Origin of the sequence: Pseudidiomarina terrestris (assembly GCF_030466405.1) — a bacterium.
In the GTDB taxonomy this organism is placed as follows: Bacteria; Pseudomonadota; Gammaproteobacteria; order Enterobacterales; family Alteromonadaceae; genus Pseudidiomarina; species Pseudidiomarina terrestris.
Window position 1 is genome coordinate 795423 of the sequence record NZ_JAGGJF010000001.1, and the last position, 20560, is coordinate 815982.

At 50.2% G+C, this 20560-nt stretch carries 19 protein-coding genes and 1 pseudogene; 14 read left to right on the plus strand and 6 right to left on the minus strand.

Annotation, left to right across the window (positions count from 1 at the left end; genetic code table 11):
- Positions 1-266 precede the first annotated feature (266 nt).
- The 5 genes from rpmH to mnmE are packed head-to-tail and all read left to right on the plus strand — an operon-like array spanning position 267 to position 4055.
- On the plus strand, positions 267-401 hold the full coding sequence (rpmH, locus tag J6J34_RS03660) for a 50S ribosomal protein L34 (protein WP_082863315.1): 135 nt from the start codon (positions 267-269) through the stop codon (positions 399-401).
- The gene (rnpA, locus tag J6J34_RS03665; protein WP_301720931.1) at positions 402-797 is read left to right on the plus strand and encodes a ribonuclease P protein component; all 396 of its coding nucleotides are present in this window, start codon (positions 402-404) and stop codon (positions 795-797) included.
- On the plus strand, positions 728-1012 hold the full coding sequence (gene yidD, locus J6J34_RS03670; protein WP_301720930.1) for a membrane protein insertion efficiency factor YidD: 285 nt from the start codon (positions 728-730) through the stop codon (positions 1010-1012). Before rnpA ends, yidD begins: the two co-directional genes overlap by 70 nt.
- Entirely contained in the window at positions 1009-2685 is a 1677-nt protein-coding gene (yidC, locus tag J6J34_RS03675; protein WP_301720928.1) for a membrane protein insertase YidC, read from the plus strand. Before yidD ends, yidC begins: the two co-directional genes overlap by 4 nt.
- The gene (gene mnmE / locus J6J34_RS03680) at positions 2682-4055 is read left to right on the plus strand and encodes a tRNA uridine-5-carboxymethylaminomethyl(34) synthesis GTPase MnmE (RefSeq protein ID WP_301898507.1); all 1374 of its coding nucleotides are present in this window, start codon (positions 2682-2684) and stop codon (positions 4053-4055) included. Before yidC ends, mnmE begins: the two co-directional genes overlap by 4 nt.
- Before the next feature lie 147 nt (positions 4056-4202).
- On the opposite strand, the gene J6J34_RS03685 is transcribed toward mnmE, so the two are convergent.
- From J6J34_RS03685 to J6J34_RS03695, 3 genes are all read right to left on the minus strand, one after another.
- Positions 4203-4547 (minus strand): HigA family addiction module antitoxin, encoded by a 345-nt coding sequence (locus tag J6J34_RS03685; protein ID WP_301720926.1) that lies wholly within the window; start codon positions 4545-4547, stop codon positions 4203-4205.
- 14 nt (positions 4548-4561) lie between these two features.
- Positions 4562-4855 carry a type II toxin-antitoxin system RelE/ParE family toxin gene (locus tag J6J34_RS03690; protein WP_301720924.1) on the minus strand — a complete coding sequence of 98 codons (294 nt, stop codon included), beginning with the start codon at positions 4853-4855 and terminating at the stop codon, positions 4562-4564.
- A 376-nt stretch (positions 4856-5231) separates the two neighbouring features.
- A complete protein-coding gene (locus J6J34_RS03695) occupies positions 5232-6407 on the minus strand; it encodes a hypothetical protein (RefSeq protein WP_301720923.1) in 1176 nt (391 codons plus the stop codon).
- 451 nt (positions 6408-6858) lie between these two features.
- Here J6J34_RS03695 and J6J34_RS03700 point away from each other — a divergent pair, with 451 nt between their 5' ends.
- The 9 genes and pseudogenes from J6J34_RS03700 to J6J34_RS03740 all read left to right on the plus strand — a co-directional run bounded on the left by J6J34_RS03700 (position 6859) and on the right by J6J34_RS03740 (position 18056).
- Positions 6859-7344 carry an RHS repeat domain-containing protein gene (locus J6J34_RS03700; RefSeq protein WP_301898508.1) on the plus strand — a complete coding sequence of 162 codons (486 nt, stop codon included), beginning with the start codon at positions 6859-6861 and terminating at the stop codon, positions 7342-7344.
- A 54-nt stretch (positions 7345-7398) separates the two neighbouring features.
- On the plus strand, positions 7399-11385 hold the full coding sequence (locus tag J6J34_RS03705) for an RHS repeat domain-containing protein (RefSeq protein ID WP_301720919.1): 3987 nt from the start codon (positions 7399-7401) through the stop codon (positions 11383-11385).
- Positions 11386-11846: 461 nt separating this feature from the next.
- Positions 11847-12734 (plus strand): annotated as a pseudogene (locus tag J6J34_RS03710) (RHS repeat-associated core domain-containing protein); the annotation flags it as partial.
- A gap of 26 nt (positions 12735-12760) precedes the next feature.
- Positions 12761-13129 carry a hypothetical protein gene (locus tag J6J34_RS03715; protein ID WP_301720915.1) on the plus strand — a complete coding sequence of 123 codons (369 nt, stop codon included), beginning with the start codon at positions 12761-12763 and terminating at the stop codon, positions 13127-13129.
- Positions 13130-13164: 35 nt separating this feature from the next.
- Positions 13165-13299: a hypothetical protein gene (locus tag J6J34_RS03720; RefSeq protein WP_301720914.1), complete on the plus strand. Its 135-nt coding sequence runs from the start codon at positions 13165-13167 to the stop codon at positions 13297-13299.
- A gap of 56 nt (positions 13300-13355) precedes the next feature.
- A complete protein-coding gene (locus J6J34_RS03725) occupies positions 13356-14183 on the plus strand; it encodes an RHS repeat-associated core domain-containing protein (RefSeq protein ID WP_470384737.1) in 828 nt (275 codons plus the stop codon).
- 243 nt (positions 14184-14426) lie between these two features.
- Positions 14427-15041 (plus strand): hypothetical protein, encoded by a 615-nt coding sequence (locus tag J6J34_RS03730; RefSeq protein WP_301720912.1) that lies wholly within the window; start codon positions 14427-14429, stop codon positions 15039-15041.
- Between the two features lie 185 nt (positions 15042-15226).
- Complete coding sequence (locus tag J6J34_RS03735; RefSeq protein ID WP_301720910.1) at positions 15227-16369, plus strand: dicarboxylate/amino acid:cation symporter; 1143 nt, start codon at positions 15227-15229, stop codon at positions 16367-16369.
- Entirely contained in the window at positions 16350-18056 is a 1707-nt protein-coding gene (locus tag J6J34_RS03740; protein WP_301720909.1) for an FUSC family protein, read from the plus strand. Before J6J34_RS03735 ends, J6J34_RS03740 begins: the two co-directional genes overlap by 20 nt.
- 59 nt (positions 18057-18115) lie before the next feature.
- Here J6J34_RS03740 and J6J34_RS03745 read toward each other — a convergent pair whose 3' ends face one another.
- From J6J34_RS03745 to J6J34_RS03755, 3 genes are all read right to left on the minus strand, one after another.
- A complete protein-coding gene (locus tag J6J34_RS03745) occupies positions 18116-18748 on the minus strand; it encodes a YiaD family glycine zipper/OmpA-like lipoprotein (protein WP_301720908.1) in 633 nt (210 codons plus the stop codon).
- 136 nt (positions 18749-18884) lie between these two features.
- Positions 18885-20105, minus strand: a complete 1221-nt coding sequence (locus J6J34_RS03750) for a PQQ-dependent sugar dehydrogenase (RefSeq protein WP_301898510.1) — start codon at positions 20103-20105, stop codon at positions 18885-18887.
- Entirely contained in the window at positions 20102-20560 is a 459-nt protein-coding gene (locus J6J34_RS03755; protein WP_301720906.1) for a hypothetical protein, read from the minus strand. Before J6J34_RS03755 ends, J6J34_RS03750 begins: the two co-directional genes overlap by 4 nt.

Consider the following 20560-nt stretch of genomic DNA (forward strand, 5'->3'; position numbering starts at 1 on the left):
TGCCCCACTCTTACACTACTTTGTCACCAAAGACGCGAAAATCGACCGCAAAATATTGTATAATTAGAATCCTTCGATTGTACTGAAGTCACGCTAAAATCGCCACCCTGAAAGGCCATTTATGCGACCAATTGCATTAAGGTTATCCACAATAATGATCGCTGTTTTTTCATGATTGTGGATAGCTTTTGTCGTTGACTTTGATCCTTTTTATCGATAGAATTCGCGCTCTAAATTTTTGGTAACCCGATTACGGAAGTAACGTCATGAAAAGAACATTTCAACCAAGCGTATTAAAGCGCAAGCGTAGCCACGGTTTCCGTGCTCGTATGGCAACTAAAAACGGCCGCCAGGTTTTGGCTCGTCGTCGTGCCAAGGGCCGCAAAGTCCTGTCTGCGTAATTGAAGCAGTATTCCTATGGCCGGGAGTTACGTCTGTTAACTCCCGCTCAATTTCAGCAAGTCTTTAATGCCCCCCCGGTGAAGGCCGTTACGGCTGAGCTCACCATGCTCGCAACTCCCAATCAGCTAAGCCATCCACGCATCGGCGTAACGATTTCTAAAAAACGTGCGAAACGCGCTGTGGATCGAAATCGAATAAAACGCAAGATTCGCGAGAATTTTAGGCTAAAACAGCATAAAATACCGGCATTCGACATCATCGTTATAGCGAAAAGCGGTATCGTCGATCTCGACAGTGATGCTTTGCAACAACGGCTCGATTATTTATGGCGAACATTAAGCAAGCGGTGCGTGCAATACCTATCGGCTGCATCCGATTCTACCAGTGGTTCATAAGCCCGCTGATTGGTCCGCGCTGTAGGTTCCAACCGACTTGCTCGCAATACGCCATCGAAGCGATTCAAAAGCATGGTATGATGCGGGGCTTCTGGCTTGCCAGTAAACGCATTAGTAAATGTCATCCCGGTCATCCGGGCGGCTACGACCCGGTGCCAGACGCAAAAGCATCGGAATCAACGAACGAAAGTACAAAAGAGACGAAGGACTTATGAATTCGCCACGTTCCATATTGTTTATTGCTTTTTTGGTAGTGAGCTTCTTCCTCTACCAGAACTGGGTAGTTGATACAGCGCCAGGCACACAAAAAGCAACGCAAACACAGACGCAAACCACACCGACTTCTACTACCGACGCGGGCGTACCAGAGGCAACTCCAAGTCTTGGCTCCGATGCCAGTGTTCCTACCGCAACTGGCGAAACACCTGCCACGGTAGCAAGCACCCAAGGCGCCCGGGTTAACGTAACGACGGACGTCCTGGACGTTGAGATCGCGTTGCGTGGTGGTGATGTCGTTAACGCTAAGCTGCGCGAGTTCGCTCGTACACAAGATTCAGAAGCGCGTTTTGAGCTCTTACACGACGACCCGAACCAACTTTACATCGCTCAATCAGGTTTAGTGGGTAAAGACGGAACGGATTCCGCCAGTGGCCGTCCAGTGTTCTACGTGGAACGTGATAGCTACACCATGACGGGGGATACCCTTCGTGTTCCTATGACCTACACCCTCGATGATGGCTCAAAGATCACCAAAACCTTCGTGTTCACGCAAGGTTCATACGCCATCGATGTGGTTTACACTATCGAGAACGCAGCAGGTCAGCATAAAGAAGTCCAATTCTACGCGCAGCTGAAGCAAATCATCTCTGATGCCGGTGGCAGCATGATGATGCCAACCTACAAAGGCGGTGCCTATTCATGGGACGAAGATCGTTACGAAAAATACGACTTCGACGACATGCGTGACAAGCCGTTAAGTATTGCTACCGAAGACGGCTGGATTGGCATGCTAGAGCACTACTTTGTCAGTGCCTGGATTCCTCGCAGCGAAGGTACCAAGCAGCTTTCTTCTAGTGTATTGAGCGGCAATCAGGCGTTGATGCGCGTGATTTATCCCACCGCAACAATCGCGCCTAACAGCCAGGCGGAAATCCGCTCGACCCTGTTTGTCGGTCCAAAAGACCAGGATGCTATGGCCGCTGTAGCGGAAAACCTCGATCTGACGGTCGATTATGGTTTCTTATGGTGGTTAGCACAGCCAATATTTAAATTACTTCAGTTCCTGCAAAGCTTCCTGATCAACTGGGGTCTGTCGATTATTGCAGTTACCGTCATCATCAAAGCCTTGCTCTATCCGCTGACCAAAGCACAGTATGTGTCGATGGCGAAAATGCGGATGATTCAGCCGAAAATGAAGGCATTACGCGAGCGTCATGGCGACGACCGTCAGAAAATGTCTCAGGCGATGATGAAGCTGTATAAAGAAGAGAAAGTAAATCCGCTGGGTGGTTGTTTGCCTATGCTGCTGCAGCTTCCGATCTTCTTGTCGTTGTACTGGGTATTGCTGGAAAGTGTCGAACTTCGCCACGCTCCGCTGTTCCTCTGGATTGAAGATTTGTCAGCGAAAGACCCGTATTACATCCTGCCATTACTGATGGGTGTATCGATGTGGTACATGCAGCGCTTGCAGCCAGCACCGGGTACCGATCCGATGCAGCAGAAGCTGATGCAGTACATGCCGGTGATCTTTACGGTCTTCTTCCTGTGGTTCCCATCAGGTCTGGTGCTGTACTGGTTGAGTAACAACTTGATCACCATCGCCCAGATGCAGTGGATTTACCGCGGCTTAGAGAAAAAAGGCATGATGGAGCGCCGTAAGAAAAAATGAGCTTCGAGCTAAGTAACGATACCATCGTCGCACAGGCCACCCCGCCCGGCCGTGGTGGGGTTGGTATCGTTCGTGTCAGTGGTCCGGCAGCCAAAGCTGTTGCTGAGACAATGTTGGGTCACTGTCCACCTCCACGTAAAGCCGAATACCTTCCCTTCAGAGACACACAAGGCCAGTTACTCGATGAGGGTATAGCCTTATTCTTCGCTGGTCCCAACTCGTTTACCGGTGAAGATGTGCTTGAACTGCAAGGCCACGGCGGTCCAGTGCTTATCGATATGATCGTCAAGGCGATCCTGGACTTACCCAATGTCCGCCCAGCTCGTCCCGGCGAGTTTAGTGAACGCGCGTTCCTCAACGATAAGCTTGATTTAACCCAGGCTGAAGCCATTGCCGACCTTATCGACACCACCTCAGAGCAAGCAGCCAAAGCCGCCTTACAGAGCTTACAGGGCGGCTTCTCGCACGAAATCGACCAGCTTGTTGATGCGGTGATTTCCCTGCGCATGTACGTTGAAGCCGCAATCGATTTTCCAGAAGAAGAAATTGATTTCCTTAGTGACGGCAAAGTCACCGCTGATCTGGAAGCCATTCTCGACCATATGCAGCAGGTGATGGTGCAAGCGAAACAGGGCTCGTTATTACGTGAAGGGATGAAGGTCGTTATCGCTGGCCGGCCAAACGCAGGTAAATCAAGCCTGTTGAACGCGCTCGCTGGCCGCGAGTCTGCCATTGTGACAGCCATCGCCGGCACTACCCGCGATGTCTTGCGCGAGCACATTCAGATTGACGGTATGCCACTACATATCATCGACACCGCTGGCTTACGCGAAAGCCCGGACGAAGTCGAAAGAATAGGCATTCAACGCGCCTGGGATGAAATTCGCGGTGCCGACCGAGTACTTTTCATGGTCGATGCCACCGAAACCAACGCCGTGCATCCTGTTGATATCTGGCCGGAGTTTTTCGAGCAGTTGCCTGCCGAATTACCTTTCACAGTGATACGCAACAAAGTTGATTTAAACGCTGAATCGGTAGAACTTGAAGATATCGGCGGCGTTCCTGTGTTACACCTGTCCGCAAAAACCGGAAGCGGCGTGGAGCTGCTACGTGAACACCTGAAACACTGCGTAGGCTACCAGGCCACCAGTGAAGGCAGCTTCATGGCACGACGCCGTCACCTCGATGCGCTCACCAAAGCACGTGAGCACTTACTTACTGGTCAGGACGCATTAGAGCAGCATGTTGCTGGCGAAATCCTCGCGGAAGAGCTGCGCCTTGCGCAGCAGCACCTGAACGAAATCACCGGAGAATTTACCTCCGATGATCTGCTTGGCAAGATTTTTAGTTCGTTTTGCATCGGCAAGTAAAACGGCCAAAAAGATCGAAAGGTACTAGCTAACTACAAACGAGCTATTCCGCAACGCCTGACCGCGTGGATGGCCACCAGAAATTATGTTTATGGTTGCGTGCTCGCCGCTACACGAAGCTCAGGCTATCGTCGTAACCGGGAAACATCAGTAAACTGAAATATTTTTCAGGCCTGCTTCAGAGGCAGCACCGTGGGGCTTTACGCGTCTCACGTTCTTAGCTTCTTGTTCATAAGCACGATGACGGACGTCCCATAACTCAACTGCATGCTGAATATTCAACCAGAACTCCGGCGTATTCCCCAAAGCCGCTGCAAGTTTGATTGCCATGGGTGCTGTCAGCGTGCCTTTGTCATGCGCAATCCGGCTGAGTGTATTTCTGTGCACACCCATTGCTTCGGCAAGTTCACTGATCGCTATGTTCATCGGCTCCAGAAACTCCGTGACCAGCATTTGGCCAACGGTCACTGGACGACGTTTTGTATTCCTCATTACCATAACCTCCTCTAGCCCTTGTAAACATGCGGATCTAGATACGTATCCAGGGCGATGCCGTCTTCCCAGCGAAAGATCAGGCGATACTGCTTATTAACCCGGATGGAACACCATCCAGACAGGTTTCCCTGCAAATGTTCAAAACGATTACCTGGTGGAATCCTCAAGTCTGACTCCTGCGTCGCGGCATCCAGAATCTGAATCTTCCTAAAGAGGGCGCTTTCAATAGTGCTGGGTATTTTCTTATGACTTTGGTCTTGTTCGTAAAAAACCTCTAGCCACGTATCCCTGAATTTAACCGCCATGATTGCCTGATCACTTTTTACTCATTTTATGCACAACAGCGTTGTGCGTCAAGTCCGTTCAAAATGAGAACGGATCCGTTTAGAAAACGATATTACTATAATTTGGTCTGACAGAAAGGGACTATCGAGCAACTTCAAGGCGCTGATTTCATAGAGATAAAATCGTATACAAGGCTCCCACTTATCCCAGTTTAAAATGGGTCGTCAGGAGCCGACGCAGAGGAAATTTGCCAATATTTACATTTTTTTCGCAAATTTCAGCACTCCAATGGTGCTCCGAGAATTTCATAACGATATGTTTTTAAATGATTTTATAGATTCTGTATCGGGAAGTAAAATCGCTAACCCTCCGAAATTTCCGGAGCGGTTCTCGGTGTTAAGGTTGCGACTCACATACATCCCAATGCGTTACGGTCGACACAATGCACTGGCGACTGCCATCCTCAAGGGTTGAGCAAGTCTCCGTTTCAGTCGTCGTTGCGCAACGGAAATATCCTAAATCCGGGCCAGCACCTTCGCCAGTATCCGCTGGGAACCACTGCGGCGAGCCTTGGCTAAGAGTTTCCGAAATTTCCGGGTCATCGAATAAGGTACTTAGACATCCGATATCATCCTCATCGAGAAGGCTAACGGGTCCTTGAAGTAATTGTTCTAAATTGACTCCCTCGATACGCGAACTTGGATAGACGAGATGAAATTCAAGATAGATTCTTTCGAGCTCAGGAGCAGTCGCGTCGCCTACATAATTTACGCGAAAGGCCAATCTGTCCTCCGTCGGGTCTCCATTAAACGACACAATATGATGCAAATTGTTCTGGTTATGCTCGACACTGAGAGAAATACCTCCCCTTCCCACAGAGAAGCCGGTCAAATCCGTGTCTCTAGTGACCGATTGGAACGATTGAGAACCTGCCGCATTCGCTAATACATCGGCCATAATATCCTCGAGCTCCGCTCGATAACTCGTACTCGTGAAATAACGTACTGGGCTTACACTACAGTCCTCTCCGCCACTGTTCGGGTCTGAACTCGATTTTTGTTCGTCAGCACTCAAGGCAACGGAAATATCATCGCTGCTAATATCCGTTACAGTAGGCGCAGCACGCATCATTTCGCGAAAATCCTGGTCGGTCTGATAAAACAGTTGCAGATCAGAAAGCTCATGGTCATTTATCGTCAACGTGGTAATGACCGGAGCAGAACGGTTACAAAAGGAACCGGTACACGGATAACTCACTCGAAATTTATAAGCTTCTTCAGAGATAGGGTTTGCAACGATAAAGGTGCTGAACACTGGGTCACAAACAACGTCATCTGGTGTCGGTGCTGAAGTGCCGGTATTAGTAGAGTAACAATTCGGCTCCGGGACATGTTGTGCTGCTACCCACTCTGCTTTTTGCGCATCACAAGTATCGCAGGAATAGATCTTATCGACAGCAAGAGCAGCACCCGAACAGGTTAAGCCAGCAGCAACAATGAGGGTCTTCAGAAGAGCAACAGACCGGCGCTTAGGAGGCGCTATGTGGTTAGTTTCCATGTGGTTAGTTTCCATGTGTGATCCACGGTTTGTAACGCTAACGAACCCACTCCACTATGTCAACATTTTATATACACCTGTAATGCTCAACCAAATCCGTGCTTTGTTGTAGTACAGCTCGGTGCCGGGGATGAGGATTTGTCCCGTAAAGCGAACGCAGGCGTCGCTACTGTTCTTCGGATTGCCTTAAGCATCGTAAGCATAGCGCCAGTTGCCAAACCCGGGCCATGCCATCGTAGCTCCCAAAGGATATTAAACACCCACACTTTATGTAGATATGTAATAAGCGGCAAGACTCAGACAAATACTATATTTTAATATCAAAATATTGTTGACTTGTCGTTTCATATGTTATTGAATCGGTGCCAACGAATTTTGGTCGGGTAGTAGCTCGTCTGGGATAATTATCGAGCTGTTAGTCGGTTGCATTGGTAGGTGCCTGACAGATCACAATGGAGTGTCAGGCATGAATCATCGTCAACAACTTTTAATTTTCATTTCTCTGTTATTCGTATCGCCCGCTGTCGTTGCGCAAACGACTTCATCCTCAATCTTTAACTACGACGCAAAAGGACGCCTCGTCGAGGTCGATAACGGCACCACGTTCATCGAGTACGCCTATGACAAGGCCGGCAATCGCATCGCTGTCGGGAATGAACGCCTGGATCAAATAATGGGTCCAATCATTACTGAATTCGAGGTGCCCATGATGGCATCTGGACTGGGCGACAATACTTATGTTACCTGGGCTTCCACGAACACCACGTCCTGCGCCATAACGTTCGAGAATCAGGTGAACTCGTATCCTGATTTGCCGAGCTCGGGATACCTTTATATTCGCGTATTTGCATCCGGCGCTGTATTCCTGCAATGCGTGGATGGCAGCGAAAGTGCTGAATCCTCAAGCTACATATTTTATCAATCAGGGGGCGGAGGACCTATCGGAATTTAATCGCCGATGTCGTACCACACCAACCCTTACTGATTAAAATATAGGATCTTTGTTATGCACATTCGTACTCAGTTTTACACCGCAATCGTCATTGTTTGCGCGTTTTTCGCCGAGCCAGCAATCGCTCAGGAAGAGCAGTACAATATCAAGCCGCTGCAAGTGGCGCCTGACCCGAACAACGTTGACTTGTTAAGCGGTAAATTTAATCCGGACCTTCCCGTACTCGAGGTTCCTGCGGCGCCACGATTGACGCTAAGCACCTTGCAACAGTTCGACAGTAAAGTCGTCGGCCAGCTTTACAGCAATACGGGTGAGCGCAGTGAGAGCTTTTCCCTGACTTTTGGCGCTGAGGTTTCAGAGGCGTTCAAATGCACCTCCAATGGCTGTATGGCACAAAACAACACCGGCTCAACCTTCGACGGACAGGTCGGCAATAACATTTTCCGCTACGTGCAGGGTAAAACCGGTATTCGCGTAACCTACGCATCAAAAAGTTCCTATTTCGACTACAGCGGCGTTACGGGTTCCACGGTGCCTTCGCAAAGTACCTATTACGCCAGCCTCATTGACTACCCTGACGGTGAAACTGTTTCCATCACCTATGACAAAGCAACGCTACAGAACTCGGTCATTCTTCACCGGCCTGCGAAGATGGTTTCGAGCACGGGTTACGAAATGTCATTCAGTTATTTTTCCAATGACAGCGCCACAGGTGCGTCTGGCTGGTCGAAATTAAAGCGCGCTTCTATTGTGAAAACCTCCGCACCGACGGTGACCCTCGCAGAACTAGACTACCCAACCGACAGTAATGCGACCGATCTTGGCGGCAGAGACTGGCATTTTAGTGGCTTTACCAATGCGCTTGGTGCGAGTGAATCAGCAAAAACGTTCACCATGCGGGGGCCAGCGGATACCCAAGATCAACTTTCAATCTCAAGCGCGACGAGAAATTATGCAGGCAGTTATCATAACGATTTTGTGACCCGTGTGGTCAATGCCGGGCACGTTTATGATTACACCTATACCGGTCATGCCGAGGTGGGCTTCAGTACCGCACGACGCTTTTCACGTTTGGTTATCACAGGACCGGCGGGGTATCAGCGCACGTTAGAGTACTATCTGAAAGACACCCCCTACCCGCATCAGCTGATAAAAAGTGATACAGACTCAATTGGCAATACAACACACTACACCTACGTAGGCAATCGTATTGATACGGTCACCTTTCCCGAAGGAAATAAAGTCCAGTTTACCTATGACACCATGGGTAATATCACCAGCAAGCGCGCGATTGCAAAAGCTGGCTCAGGACTTGCCGACATCGTTGAGCGGGCAATTTACCCATCGGCGGCATCATGTACGGGGATCTTGTGTTACCGGCCACTTTACACCCTCGATGCGAAGGGCAATCGAACAGATTATACCTTTGATGCCGGGCATGGCGGCTTATTAACCCGCACGGAGCCTGCGGATGCCAGCGGCTTCCAGCGCCGTACCACACATTCCTATACCCTGATTGATGGCATTTATCGCCTCACCAGGACCACGGTATGCGCCATCGGCCAATGCGGTGGTTCACAGACCCAGATCACGACGTATACGTACTCGGGCTCGACAGGACTGATACAAACCAAAACACTTTCCAATGCCAGTGGTACATTGAGCCAAACCACGACCTACACCTATGATGCAGCGGGTCGGCCACTCATTGAAGACGGGCCGTTAAGCGGCAGTGATGATGCAACATCGTACCGTTATGATTTATCCGGCCGACCAACGTGGGAAATCGGTGCGCGCAACGCCGCCGGATTTTACCCGGCGCAGAAAACCACGTACCCAACGGTGAGTGCCCGCAGAACACTGGTACAAAGTGGCACCGTTGCCTCGCGCGGCAGTACCAGCCTGACAATGGATACGGTTCAGACAGACTATCTGGATGCGAACAACCGTGTCAGCAAATCGACAGTGGCGGCACCGTCGGCTTTAACGAAAGTGACGCAATTTACTTATGACACCAGAGGGCGGTTGTTGTGCGAAGCGACACGCATGAATGCTGCAAGTTTTGGTGCTTTGCCAGCTTCGGCATGTACCTTAGGCAGTGAAGGTAGTGCCGGACCTGACCGCATTACCAGCTATAGCTATGATGCGAACTCGAATCTTAAAAGTACCCTGACGGGGCTCGGTACCGCCGCTGAAGGTCTTGAGCAGTTCACGGTGTATACGGCGAACGGTGAGGTCAGCAGGCGTGAGGACGGTAATGGCAATAGTACAACGTACAGTTATGATGGGCATGACCGTCTGTACCGCACCACCTTCCCGGATGCGAGCTACGAGCAAAATGGTTATGACGCGAACGGTAATCTGACAGCGTTTCGCAAGCGTGATGGGGTGACGTTGATCCATAGCTACGATAGCCGGGATCAGCGTACAAGCTCGCTCATACCAAACGAAAACACCATTTACTTTAGCTATGACAGCCTGGGCCGTGAAACTCAGGTCACCCGTGGAGCACAAGTGGTGGCTTACGGTTATGATGGCCTGGGCCGACGTATCTCGGAACGTACGAACAATCGTACCCTGGTCTACAGTTACGATAGTGCAAGCCGTCGGACCCGCACGACCTTCCCGGATGGCTTCTTTGTGACCTACAGTCATGACGCGGGTGGGCGGCTGACGGATATTTTTGAAAATGGCACGACGGGCGTTATTGATTTTAGTTACGACCGCCCGGGTCGGGTCAGCCGCATTGAGCGTGCTGGCAGCACCATCACCACGTTCAGCTACGACGGCATGGGCCGGGTGCTTGATTTCGATCACCAGGGATTCAACGACAGCAGTTACAGCTATAATCCGGCCAGTCAGTTGCAGAGCAAAACGGTCAGCAACGCGGATTATCAAATTCAGGTGCCGACGCTAAGCACTGAATTTTACAGCGTGAATAACCTCAACCAGTATACGCAAGTCACTGTAGATGGTGCGCCGGAGTACGCGAACTACACCAGTGCGGGCAATCTGGCTGGTTTTGACGGTTGGAGCTATGTTTACGATGCCCATAATCGCCTGGTGGCAGCGAACGGTCCTGACGATACGGTAGCGCTTAGCTACGATGCCACGGGTCGCTTAACGCGTACGGTACACAACGGCGAAGTCATTGATTATCTGTACGACGGTGATGAACTGGTGGCGGAGTACAGCAGCTCAGGCACGCTGTTGCGGCGCTTTATTCATGGCCTTGGTAACGATGACCCGGTCATTCGTTATGAAGGTGCTGGCGTAAACGCCCGCCGTTATCTGCTGGCCGATGAGCGCGGCAGCATCATCGCCGAAATGACAAGCTCCGGTGCCCTGCTGCAAGCGCATCAGTACGATGCCTACGGCAACCCGAAGCACAGCAGCGATGCACGCTTTCGTTTTACCGGACAAATCCTCATCCCCGGCACCGAGCTGTACTACTACAAAGCACGGGTTTACCATCCGCGGCTGGGCCGGTTTATGCAAACCGACCCCATCGGCTACAAAGATGGCATGAACTGGTATGCTTATGTGAGGAATGACCCAATAAACTTAGCTGATCCAACTGGTAAAAACTCCGAAGAAGCGAACTTGTGGGCAAATATGCTTGGATTCAAATCTTCTTCTGAAGCTACTTCAAAGATAAATGATTCTATGGAGTCAGTTCGCCAGACAGTAGTCCACGCTTTGCCATCAAGGGAAACCGTTCATACGGTTGCAAACAGTGCGTCTCTTACGCTGGCGGTGGCTGCTGCAACAACACCGTGCACAGGTTTATGCGCGGGAGCATCGTTAGCTATTGATGCAGCTGTTGCCGTAGATCATTTAAGCCAAGGAGATATTAACAGTGCCGCTTTGACAATGTTACCGGGCGCAACTGGTGAAGCTGCTTCGGTAGCTCATAAAACTACTAAGGCAGTTGTTAATGTCGCAGAATCGGCCAAACGAGGTGCGGCTGCAAATGTATTAACAAATCAGGCTGTTAGTGGTACGCAAACGTATCAAGATAAGAAAGAAGAGGGTAATTAAGTTGAAGGCACTAGCGCTATTCTCATTCTCGTTGTTACTCTTCGTCTTGGCTGGCGTATATATAGCTGAAAGAGCGATGTTAGAAGACTGGCTCTGGGCAGGAATTTTGTTTTTGATTGGTTATCAATGGGTTCATTTATTTATCTTGAATAAAAACATGTACACTTTATATGTTGGTGAACCATTATATGCAAACAGCGGTAAGTACAAATATTTAAGAGTTTGGCACTTTTGTATAGGATTGGTTATTTGTATATCGTCTTCAATAGTTTGAATCAAAAACTACACTCGTGCGGGGCTTTTGTAGTGGCATACGAGTGTGTTCAACATTCTGTGTCAGCTACGACGACATGGGCTGGGTGCTTGATTGCGACTACCAGGGGATTTAACGACCGCAGTTACAGCTATAATCCGGCCAGTCAGTTGCAGCGAACGGCCCTGACGATACGGTAGCGCTTAGCTACGATGCTACCGGTCGCTTAACGCGCACGGTACACAACGGCGAAGTCATCGATTATCTGTACGACGGCGATGAGCTGGTGGCGGAGTATCACAGCAACGGCACGCTGTTACGCCGCTTTATTCATGGACTTGGCAACGATGACCCGGTCATTCGTTATGAAGGTGCTGGGGTCAACGCCCGCCGTTATCTGCTGGCCGATGAGCGTGGCAGCATCATCGCCGAAATGACAAGCTCCGGTGCCCTGCTGCAAGCGCATCAGTACGATGCCTACGGCAACCCGAAGCACAGCAGCGACGCACGCTTTCGTTTTACCGGACAAATCCTCATCCCCGGCACCGAGCTGTACTACTACAAAGCACGGGTTTACCATCCGCGGCTGGGCCGGTTTATGCAAACCGACCCCATCGGCTACAAAGATGGCATGAACTGGTACGCTTATGTTGGGAATGACCCGCTGAATGGGACGGACCCGACGGGGGAAATTGCTTTTGTTATACCTGCTATCCCTTGGGCTGCTGCTGCAATCAAAGCTGCGTTGTTTACTGGTAGCGCAGGGGTTGTGGCTTATGGCGCTTCAGAGGCCTACAATGAAATGTCTGATGACGATGGCTCAATTGACATCGAAGATGCGGCTGATCTTGTTGACGATTTGGCAGGTAAGGAGTTAATTGGTGAAATAGAAGCTGGCGAAGGAACAGTATTAGACGGTATGGGAGATCCAAAGTTTGATAAAGACACAGGAACGCATGATAAGGTAGTTAAAAATCGTCCAAATGCGGATGGTACTAAGACTGAATTACATACAGAACGACATAGAGAAACTCAAAGGGTCGATAGTGCTAAAATCAAGCAGGATGGTAGATTTAGTCGTAAAAACAATCAGTAACCGCATCTGCTATATGGAAAATAAAAATGATCGTTAAAAAATTAGCTAGCTCTTTATGTCAAGATGCGAACCTGTTGAAGGAAAGTAAAACGTACATTGTATACGCAATTTTATTTGACGAAGATGTTAAGTTTCTAGTTGAGGATGAAGATGTTTTTTCATTTCCATTTTTTGTATCAGCTAAAGAGGTGGAGATCATTGATAATAAGGTTTCAAGTTATTGGAAATATTCAAACCCTCTAACTAGAACCCCCAAATCCAGCTCTAGGTCTGCGATGCTTGCTTGTGAAGAAATGCTAGAACGCTTTTTTTATCAAACGCTAGTTGATGGGGAATTGAGTTCAAAAAGAAAGTGGGAATTGTTAAAGGAACGTTTAGATAAAGAGTTTGATTAACCAAGTGGTACTTGATAGCTGAGCGGATTGAATGAGTGTATTCAAGATTCTGTGTCAGCTACGACGACATGAGCCGGTTGCTTGATTGCGACTACCAGGAATTTAACGACCGCAGTTACAGCTATAGTCCGGTAAGTCAGTTGCAGCGAACGGCTCTGACGATGCGGTAGCGCTTAGCTACGATGCCACGGGTCGCTTAACGCGCACGGTACACAACGGCGAAAGCATCGATTATCTTTACGACGGCGATGAGCTGGTGGCGGAGTACAGCAGCTCAGGCACGCTGTTGCGGCGCTTTATTCATGGCCTTGGCAACGATGACCCGGTCATTCGTTATGAAGGTGCTGGCGTAAACGCCCGCCGTTATCTGCTGGCCGATGAGCGCGGCAGCATCATCGCCGAGATGACCGACAATGGCGCCCTGCTGCAAGCGCATCAGTACGATGCCTACGGCAACCCGAAGAACAGCAGCGATGCACGCTTTCGTTTCACCGGGCAAATCCTCATCCCCGGCACCGAGCTGTACTACTACAAAGCACGGGTTTACCATCCGCGGCTGGGCCGGTTTATGCAAACCGACCCCATCGGCTACAAAGATGGCATTAACTGGTATGCTTATGTGGGGAATAACCCGCTGAATGGGACGGATCCCACGGGTAAAGAATCCAAACTGGCTATTCAGCAAGATGCCAGCCTTAAAAAGTTCACTAGTGGCGAGAGCAGCAGGGAGGAAGCTACAAAAAACGTAGCAGAGCTTGCAGGTGGTGAGGTTGCAAAAACTATTATTGGAATCGCTACCCCTATGGGGATAGTTATGGATGTGGCGGAGGCGTTGGCTGACGGTGAGGTGCCAATAAACGAGGCTGCTGGTGAAGCGGGTGAGGCAGGTGCGGGCGGAATTACCGGGCAGATACAACGGGATATAGGTTCTGGTGGAAGTATTCGAGCAAGGGTGCTGAAATTCGGGATTGAACAAATTAGTGGAGAGGCGCTAAAAAAAGGCACTGAAAAGGTTGATGAATTAGTGAACGAAGAAATAGACCAAGCACTATGAACAGAAACAATCTATTACTGAAAATCGTTTTTTATCTTATTTGTGCATCATTTTGCGGGTATACATTTTACGATGGCCTTGTTTCAGATACGATTTATGTAAGAAGCAATGAAGTTCATATAAAGGATAATTTTGAAGCATATTACGTTCAGCTTAGCTTTTGGGCTCTCGGCGTTTTATTTTTTACTTACTTAATACTCGAAGCGCCGGTGAAGGCACTACTGAAAAAAATAAGGAAAGAGAATGAGTAAAGCTGCAACCATTTTGGCAATGTTGATGGTGTATTTGAGTGCTGATGTTTGTGCTAATGACTCTTTCGAAGGCGTTATCGAATATAAGATCCAAAGCAAAGCGTTAATACCGGAAATACCACAAGAACTTCTGGACTCAACCTATGGTAACTCGCAAACAATTTACTACGGAAAGGGTGGTCATTTCAGGATAGAAACTAACAGCACTGTCGGTAACTGGGAAATTTACCGAGCGGACGAAAACAAACAATATATTAAGACGAAACCGAACGCTGAAATAGAAGTTTTTGATGCATCAGAGGAAAACCGAGTCTTAAAGCATTTGACGGTTAAGGACGCGGAACTCAAAGTGCTCGGGCGCAATACGAAGTTAATTGAGATAGCTTATGAAGATGGAAGTATTTCAAGGTATTGGTACGCGCCAAGCCTGTATATCAACCCAGAGCCTTATGAAAATTTGAAATTCGCTTACTATGATAGGTATTGGGAAATTGCCAAGTCACCTTATCTTCAGCATGAGCGAATTCACGACACTTGGAAGGTCACCTACACCGCCGTTAATGTTGTTGAAAAAGAAGTTTCTGACGACTTGTTTCAGCCGCAATAAGTTGAATCTAAGAGGACGTTCAATATTCTGTCTCAGCCGCATCTCTCCATCAGCTAATTGCGACTTTCCCGCCAACACATACACCTGGCAATCCACCGCCAAATCAGCAAGAATAGGCGCACTTTCCAGTATTTCCGCACTGTCAGCACAAGCTGACAGCAGCCCCAACAACGAGAGCAAAAAATATGGGACTCATTCTTAAACTGGTACTTGGTATTGTCTTCGGTACCTTGATTGGCTTGTACATGCCAGATTGGTTTACGCAGCTTTTGCTGACCTTTAAGGTTTTGTTCGGCGAGTTGCTGTTTTTTACCATTCCATTACTGATTCTGTTTTTCATCACCAGCGGTATTGCTGGCTTACCACAAAAATCAGGCAGACTACTCGGACGTACGCTGGTCATCGCCTATTTATCGACAATTTTGGCGGGCATCGCGGCGTATTTCATCGCCCGTCTGGTGGTGCCTTTATTGACCGCCGCAGGAACCGATGGCACCACTGCGACTGAAGTGCTGGAGCCTTTTATCACTGTCGATGTGCCGCCCGTGTTCGGCATTATGACGGCGCTCGTATTGGCCTTTATTTTTGGCCTGGGAATAGCCGCAACACAAGCGCTGCAGCTGAAACAGTTGTCGGACCAAGGTCGCGATATTATCGAACGCCTGTTGGCTAACGTTATTATTCCGTTGTTGCCGTTCTACATTGCTGGCGTGTTCGCTGGAATGGCACATGCAGGCACCGTTTTTCAAACCTTGCAAACCTTCGGTATCGTGTTGCTGATGGCGGTGGCGTTGCACTGGGTGTATCTGACGACCATGTATGTGCTTGCCGGATTACGTCATGGTCGCAGCCCCTTTGGTCTATTGAAAACCATGTTGCCGGCCTACTTTACCGCGTTAGGTACGATGTCGAGCGCCGCTACTATCCCGGTCAGCTTACGCTGTGCGAAAGCGAACAAGGTTACGGATGACGTTGCCGACTTTGTCATTCCGTTGTGCGCTACCACACACCTTGCCGGCTCGACCATTACCATCGTCAGCTGTGCGCTGGCCGTGATGTTTTTACATGATTCACTGGCACTTCCCTCGTTTTTCACCATTTTGCCGTTTATCATGATGTTAGGCGTGGTGATGCTCGCTGCGCCAGGTGTACCAGGCGGCGCTGTGATGTCGGCGGTAGGTCTGTTAGGCTCAATGCTGGGCTTTGGTGAGACAGCGGTCGCTTTGATGATCGCGCTGTATATGGCGCAAGATAGTTTTGGCACCGCATGCAATGTTACAGGAGACGGCGCAATCGCGTTATTGGTGGATGAACGCAACAACAACTAAGTTCGCGCAATTTGGTTTTGATTACACCCGTTTCCGGTTCGGCTTACGGACCGGAAGCGCCGCCTGTCTGGCACTTTTTTTAGCCTGGGCGCTAGGCCTGGAACATCCTCAGTGGGCCGCCATGACCGTTTGGTCGGTATCCCAACCTACCCGCGGCTTGCTGCTGGAAAAAGCCGGCTTTCGGGCGCTGGGCACCATCATTGGCACCAGCGTCGGCATTTTGATCGTACTGATGACTCAGGACATCAACCTGCTTGCTGGCCTGATGCTGACCTTTTGGGTGGTGGCCTGTGTGTACGCCTCAACCCTCTTACACGGGCTTATCTCGTACGGCGCTGTACTCGCGGGTTACTCAGCCTCAATGGTGGTGTTGTTAACGCGTACCACGGACGCGCTGGTTTATATTGGTGTCGACCGCCTGGTGACCGTGATGCTGGGTATACTTACGGCCCTTATCATCGGCTGGTTGTTTACCTACAAACGCGCCGAGCAAACCCTGGTGAACAAAGTTCGCCGGCAGACCGCAGCCAACCTGCAGCTCCTGGCCAAGGCCTTCGACCAAGGCAGCATTGAGAAGCTGCCGGTCCATGATCACATCACTCAGCTCGCTCACCTTGAAACACAGCTGAACGACCACGGCAGCGGATCACCCTCGGCGCACCTGTCAGCGAAACTCTTTCGACGGCTCCTGAACGCCCAACTTGGTATTTTCGCGCAACTGGAAACCCTTCATTTCAGCGGCAAGAGCTTAACGCCCTACCCGGAATTAAGTGAGGCATTAAAGAGCTGTGCCCAGGCCATCATCGACAACGATACCAAACGTATGCGCGCCACCGTCATCGCGTTACGCCCCTTTGTGGCTAAAACTCCTATAGCTGATGCGTTTTTTGAGTTTGAGCAAGCTGCTACCGAGCGGCTCTCATTTCGCGAAAGTGGCGCGGTCGCGCAGTCCGTTCGTTCGCCCTCACTGTTGCTTCATCGCGACTGGCGCGGCGCCAAAGAGTCGGCCTTGCGTACCTTAGCGGTGATGGGGCTCATCAGTATACTCTGGGCCATCACCGGCTGGATGCCACTGGTCTTTCTATTGCTCGGTGCGTCGGTGATGCTGACCTTATTCTCAACCGCTGAAAACCCCGCAAAAACCATGTACTACGTATTCGTAGGGCAGGCCGCAGGCGCCTTTATCGCCGTCTCGATCCAAGCCTTTCTTTGGCCTCACACCGACAGCATTTTTACCATGTTGCTCTGCCTGGTACCCGTGGTGCTACTGGCGGGGATCCCGATGTCCCACAACCGCACTTCGCCGGGTTCTATGGACTTTGTCTTGGTATTTTTGCTACTCATGCAGCCGAACCTGCACTATCAGTTCGATGCGGTGCAATCGATTAGTATTGCGCTAGCGGTCACTGCCGCACCACTACTCGCTATGGCCAGTTACAAACTGGTATTCCCCACCAATCTGCGCAGCCGGCAGCGTCATCTGTTGCAGGCGCTGGAGCGTGAATTGCAGGATATCGAGCAACGTAAACTCACACTTCAGCAGCTCGAGCGTTATCGGGCGCGATTTTATCACCGCCTGTTTAAGCTCTATCAAATTGCCGACAAACTCGATTTCAACGCCAAGTTGACGGCCGCAAGGTGGTTATTAAGGGTGCAACAAGACTTAAATAAACACGAACCCAGTTAGCGGACACAAAAAAGCGAGCCGAAGCTCGCTTGGTTTGTTCTCCAACTAACTATTCGTGGCTATTGTGCACGATTTGGCACAATCCGCAGTTCAACCCGTCGGTTCATCTGACGACCACTTTCAGTGTCGTTGCTAGCCACTGGCTGCGACTCACCGAAACCTAACGCAGTAATACGACGCGAATCGACCCCATTCGAGTTGAGGTGATTGCTTACTGCTAATGCACGGCGCTCTGACAAGCGTTGATTGTATTCTTCAGAGCCAGTACTGTCCGTATGTCCTTCAACCACCATAGTGGTCTTCTCGTACTTATTCAGCACGCGTGCCACATCATTTAATACCGGATTAAAATTCGAAGCTATGACTGCGCTATCTGAGGCAAAGGTGATATTACTCGGCAACTGCAGACGAATCGTATCGCCGTCGCGGATCACCTCGACACCGCTACCTTGCAATTCTTCCCGGAATTGCTGCTCCTGGCGGTCCATGTAGGCGCCAATCGCACTGCCCGCCAGCGCGCCCACGGCGGCACCCCAGACATAACGGCTTTTATCGTGATCGCCCGTACCTTTACCCAGCAATGCCCCGGCAACTGCACCGATAGCAGCGCCTTTTTGAGTATTACTCATCTGGCTTTGACAGCCCGCAACTGCGACGGCCGCAGCGACAACCAATGGAATCCATTTCTTCATAGGTAACCTCGCTAATTTTGGTGGACGTACTTACTTTGTTCGTCTTTACAAAGTAGCACATCGCTGCAAAATCGCGAGGTTGCTTTACACAAACTTTAGCTGTGTACTTTAGCTGCGTAGGAATCGTATTCTCAGCTCAGAAGGATGAATGGCCTGCCGGAGTGACTCTTAGCAACTGCCCTGAACTGCTATCCGTTAACACGTAAATTGCGCCATCACTGGCAACGGTCACCGCGCGGATCCGCTGTTTATTCGGTTCCGCATCGGCTGCAGAATCGGTAAAGGATAACTCATGGGCAACCTGCCAACCGTTTTCACTAGTTTGCAGAACTTGCAGACGGCGCCCGGCTAACTGCGCGACCAGTAAAGCGCCTTCCCACTGCGAAAACAGGTCACCTTGATAGATCACCATATCGGCTGGTGCCAGGGAAGGCGTCCATTGATACTCGGGTGCCGTGACACCCGGCAAATCTTTATAAGGCGTGACCAGTGCACCGGTATAGTCGACGCCGTAGCTGGTCATGGGCCAGCCGTAATTCTTGCCTGCCTGCAAGCGGTTGAGTTCATCGCCACCGCGCGGACCATGCTCATGCTGCCAAATCACATTCTGTTCTGCATCATAAACCAATCCCTGACTGTTCCTATGGCCATAACTGAAAATATAGCCGCCAGCCTTATTCGGGAAAGGATTCCCGGCAACCGCATCGCCGGTGGGACTCATGCGCACGATTTTGCCAATATGGTTATCAAGATTCTGTGCCTGCTCACGATAGTCAAAGCCATCGCCTAAGGTTAGCAGTAAGGTGCCATCGGGAAGCCATACCATGCGTCCACCGTAATGTGCAGCCCCCTCCCGAAGCGGCTGAGCAGTGAAGATCTTGGTCAGCCCAGTGACTTTTAGCGGCAAGCTACCACTTAACTTCCCTCGCACCACACAGGTCGAGTTTGCTGTTGCTGTGCCACAGGCGTAGCTGAAAAACACAGCTCTTGAGGTCGCAAAATCAGGTGCCAGACTCACCGCGAATAAGCCTGCCTGACCAGATACAAAGAGATCGGGAAGTACCAATGGGATGTCATCAATAAATCCCAACTCAGAAATACGCTTAAACCCGCCATCGCGCTCGGTCACCAAGAAATGAAGAGGGTGTCCGGGAAGTTCCACCAACGACCAGGGATGCTTGAGTTCATTCGCAATCACCATGACCCCAAACCCATTTGTCGGCTCCGCTTCCACATCTGGCACCTGTGACTGAGACGCTTGAGCCTGAGGAATAAGCAGCACAGCCGCCACCACGATGACCAACTCAAGACTCAGCCACAGCAGGATTTTTTTTACTTTCTTCCGCCAAGTACTCATACCACAGGCTCCTTAAGTTCTTGCTCGGTCGGATGCCACAGGCGATCAAACAACCACCCGGCTAAGGCGCCGGTTAACGACATACTGACAAGCCCCGGCCAACTGCGGGTTGCCGCTATAAGCGTGGGCATGGGTGCCAACTCGTTAACCACGTAGAAGCCAACCAGCAAGCCAACGAAACCCGCCAGCGTAAACCACCAACGTTCACCGTGGTCCAGCCAGCGTGAAATGGCATAGGCCACCGGCAGCGCAACGACCATTACCGCGGCAATAATTACTGCGAACGTCGGCGAAAAATGGAGAAGATCATGAATTATCGTAGAAATTCGGGTATCGAAGGAAATAGGAACGGAAAGCTCAACTAAGGCGGCAAGATTAAACTGTGTCTGGATGATACTACCCACTATCGCCGCAGCGACCATGGCCAGAACAAAGGCAATTATCATTCGAACCAT

Excerpts from the sequence above, each read along its gene's own strand:
- J6J34_RS03715 (WP_301720915.1), top strand. The coding sequence starts at position 12,761 with ATGATCGTTAAAAAATTAGCTAGCTCTTTATGTCAAGATGCGAACCTG.
- yidD (WP_301720930.1), top strand. The coding sequence starts at position 728 with ATGGCGAACATTAAGCAAGCGGTGCGTGCAATACCTATCGGCTGCATC.
- yidC (WP_301720928.1), top strand. The coding sequence starts at position 1,009 with ATGAATTCGCCACGTTCCATATTGTTTATTGCTTTTTTGGTAGTGAGC.
- J6J34_RS03700 (WP_301898508.1), top strand. The coding sequence starts at position 6,859 with ATGAATCATCGTCAACAACTTTTAATTTTCATTTCTCTGTTATTCGTA.
- J6J34_RS03745 (WP_301720908.1), bottom strand. The coding sequence starts at position 18,748 with ATGAAGAAATGGATTCCATTGGTTGTCGCTGCGGCCGTCGCAGTTGCG.
- rpmH (WP_082863315.1), top strand. The coding sequence starts at position 267 with ATGAAAAGAACATTTCAACCAAGCGTATTAAAGCGCAAGCGTAGCCAC.
- J6J34_RS03735 (WP_301720910.1), top strand. The coding sequence starts at position 15,227 with ATGGGACTCATTCTTAAACTGGTACTTGGTATTGTCTTCGGTACCTTG.
- J6J34_RS03705 (WP_301720919.1), top strand. The coding sequence starts at position 7,399 with ATGCACATTCGTACTCAGTTTTACACCGCAATCGTCATTGTTTGCGCG.
- J6J34_RS03695 (WP_301720923.1), bottom strand. The coding sequence starts at position 6,407 with ATGGAAACTAACCACATGGAAACTAACCACATAGCGCCTCCTAAGCGC.
- J6J34_RS03755 (WP_301720906.1), bottom strand. The coding sequence starts at position 20,560 with ATGGTTCGAATGATAATTGCCTTTGTTCTGGCCATGGTCGCTGCGGCG.
- J6J34_RS03690 (WP_301720924.1), bottom strand. The coding sequence starts at position 4,855 with ATGGCGGTTAAATTCAGGGATACGTGGCTAGAGGTTTTTTACGAACAA.
- J6J34_RS03685 (WP_301720926.1), bottom strand. The coding sequence starts at position 4,547 with ATGAGGAATACAAAACGTCGTCCAGTGACCGTTGGCCAAATGCTGGTC.
- J6J34_RS03730 (WP_301720912.1), top strand. The coding sequence starts at position 14,427 with ATGAGTAAAGCTGCAACCATTTTGGCAATGTTGATGGTGTATTTGAGT.
- mnmE (WP_301898507.1), top strand. The coding sequence starts at position 2,682 with ATGAGCTTCGAGCTAAGTAACGATACCATCGTCGCACAGGCCACCCCG.
- J6J34_RS03740 (WP_301720909.1), top strand. The coding sequence starts at position 16,350 with ATGAACGCAACAACAACTAAGTTCGCGCAATTTGGTTTTGATTACACC.
- J6J34_RS03750 (WP_301898510.1), bottom strand. The coding sequence starts at position 20,105 with ATGAGTACTTGGCGGAAGAAAGTAAAAAAAATCCTGCTGTGGCTGAGT.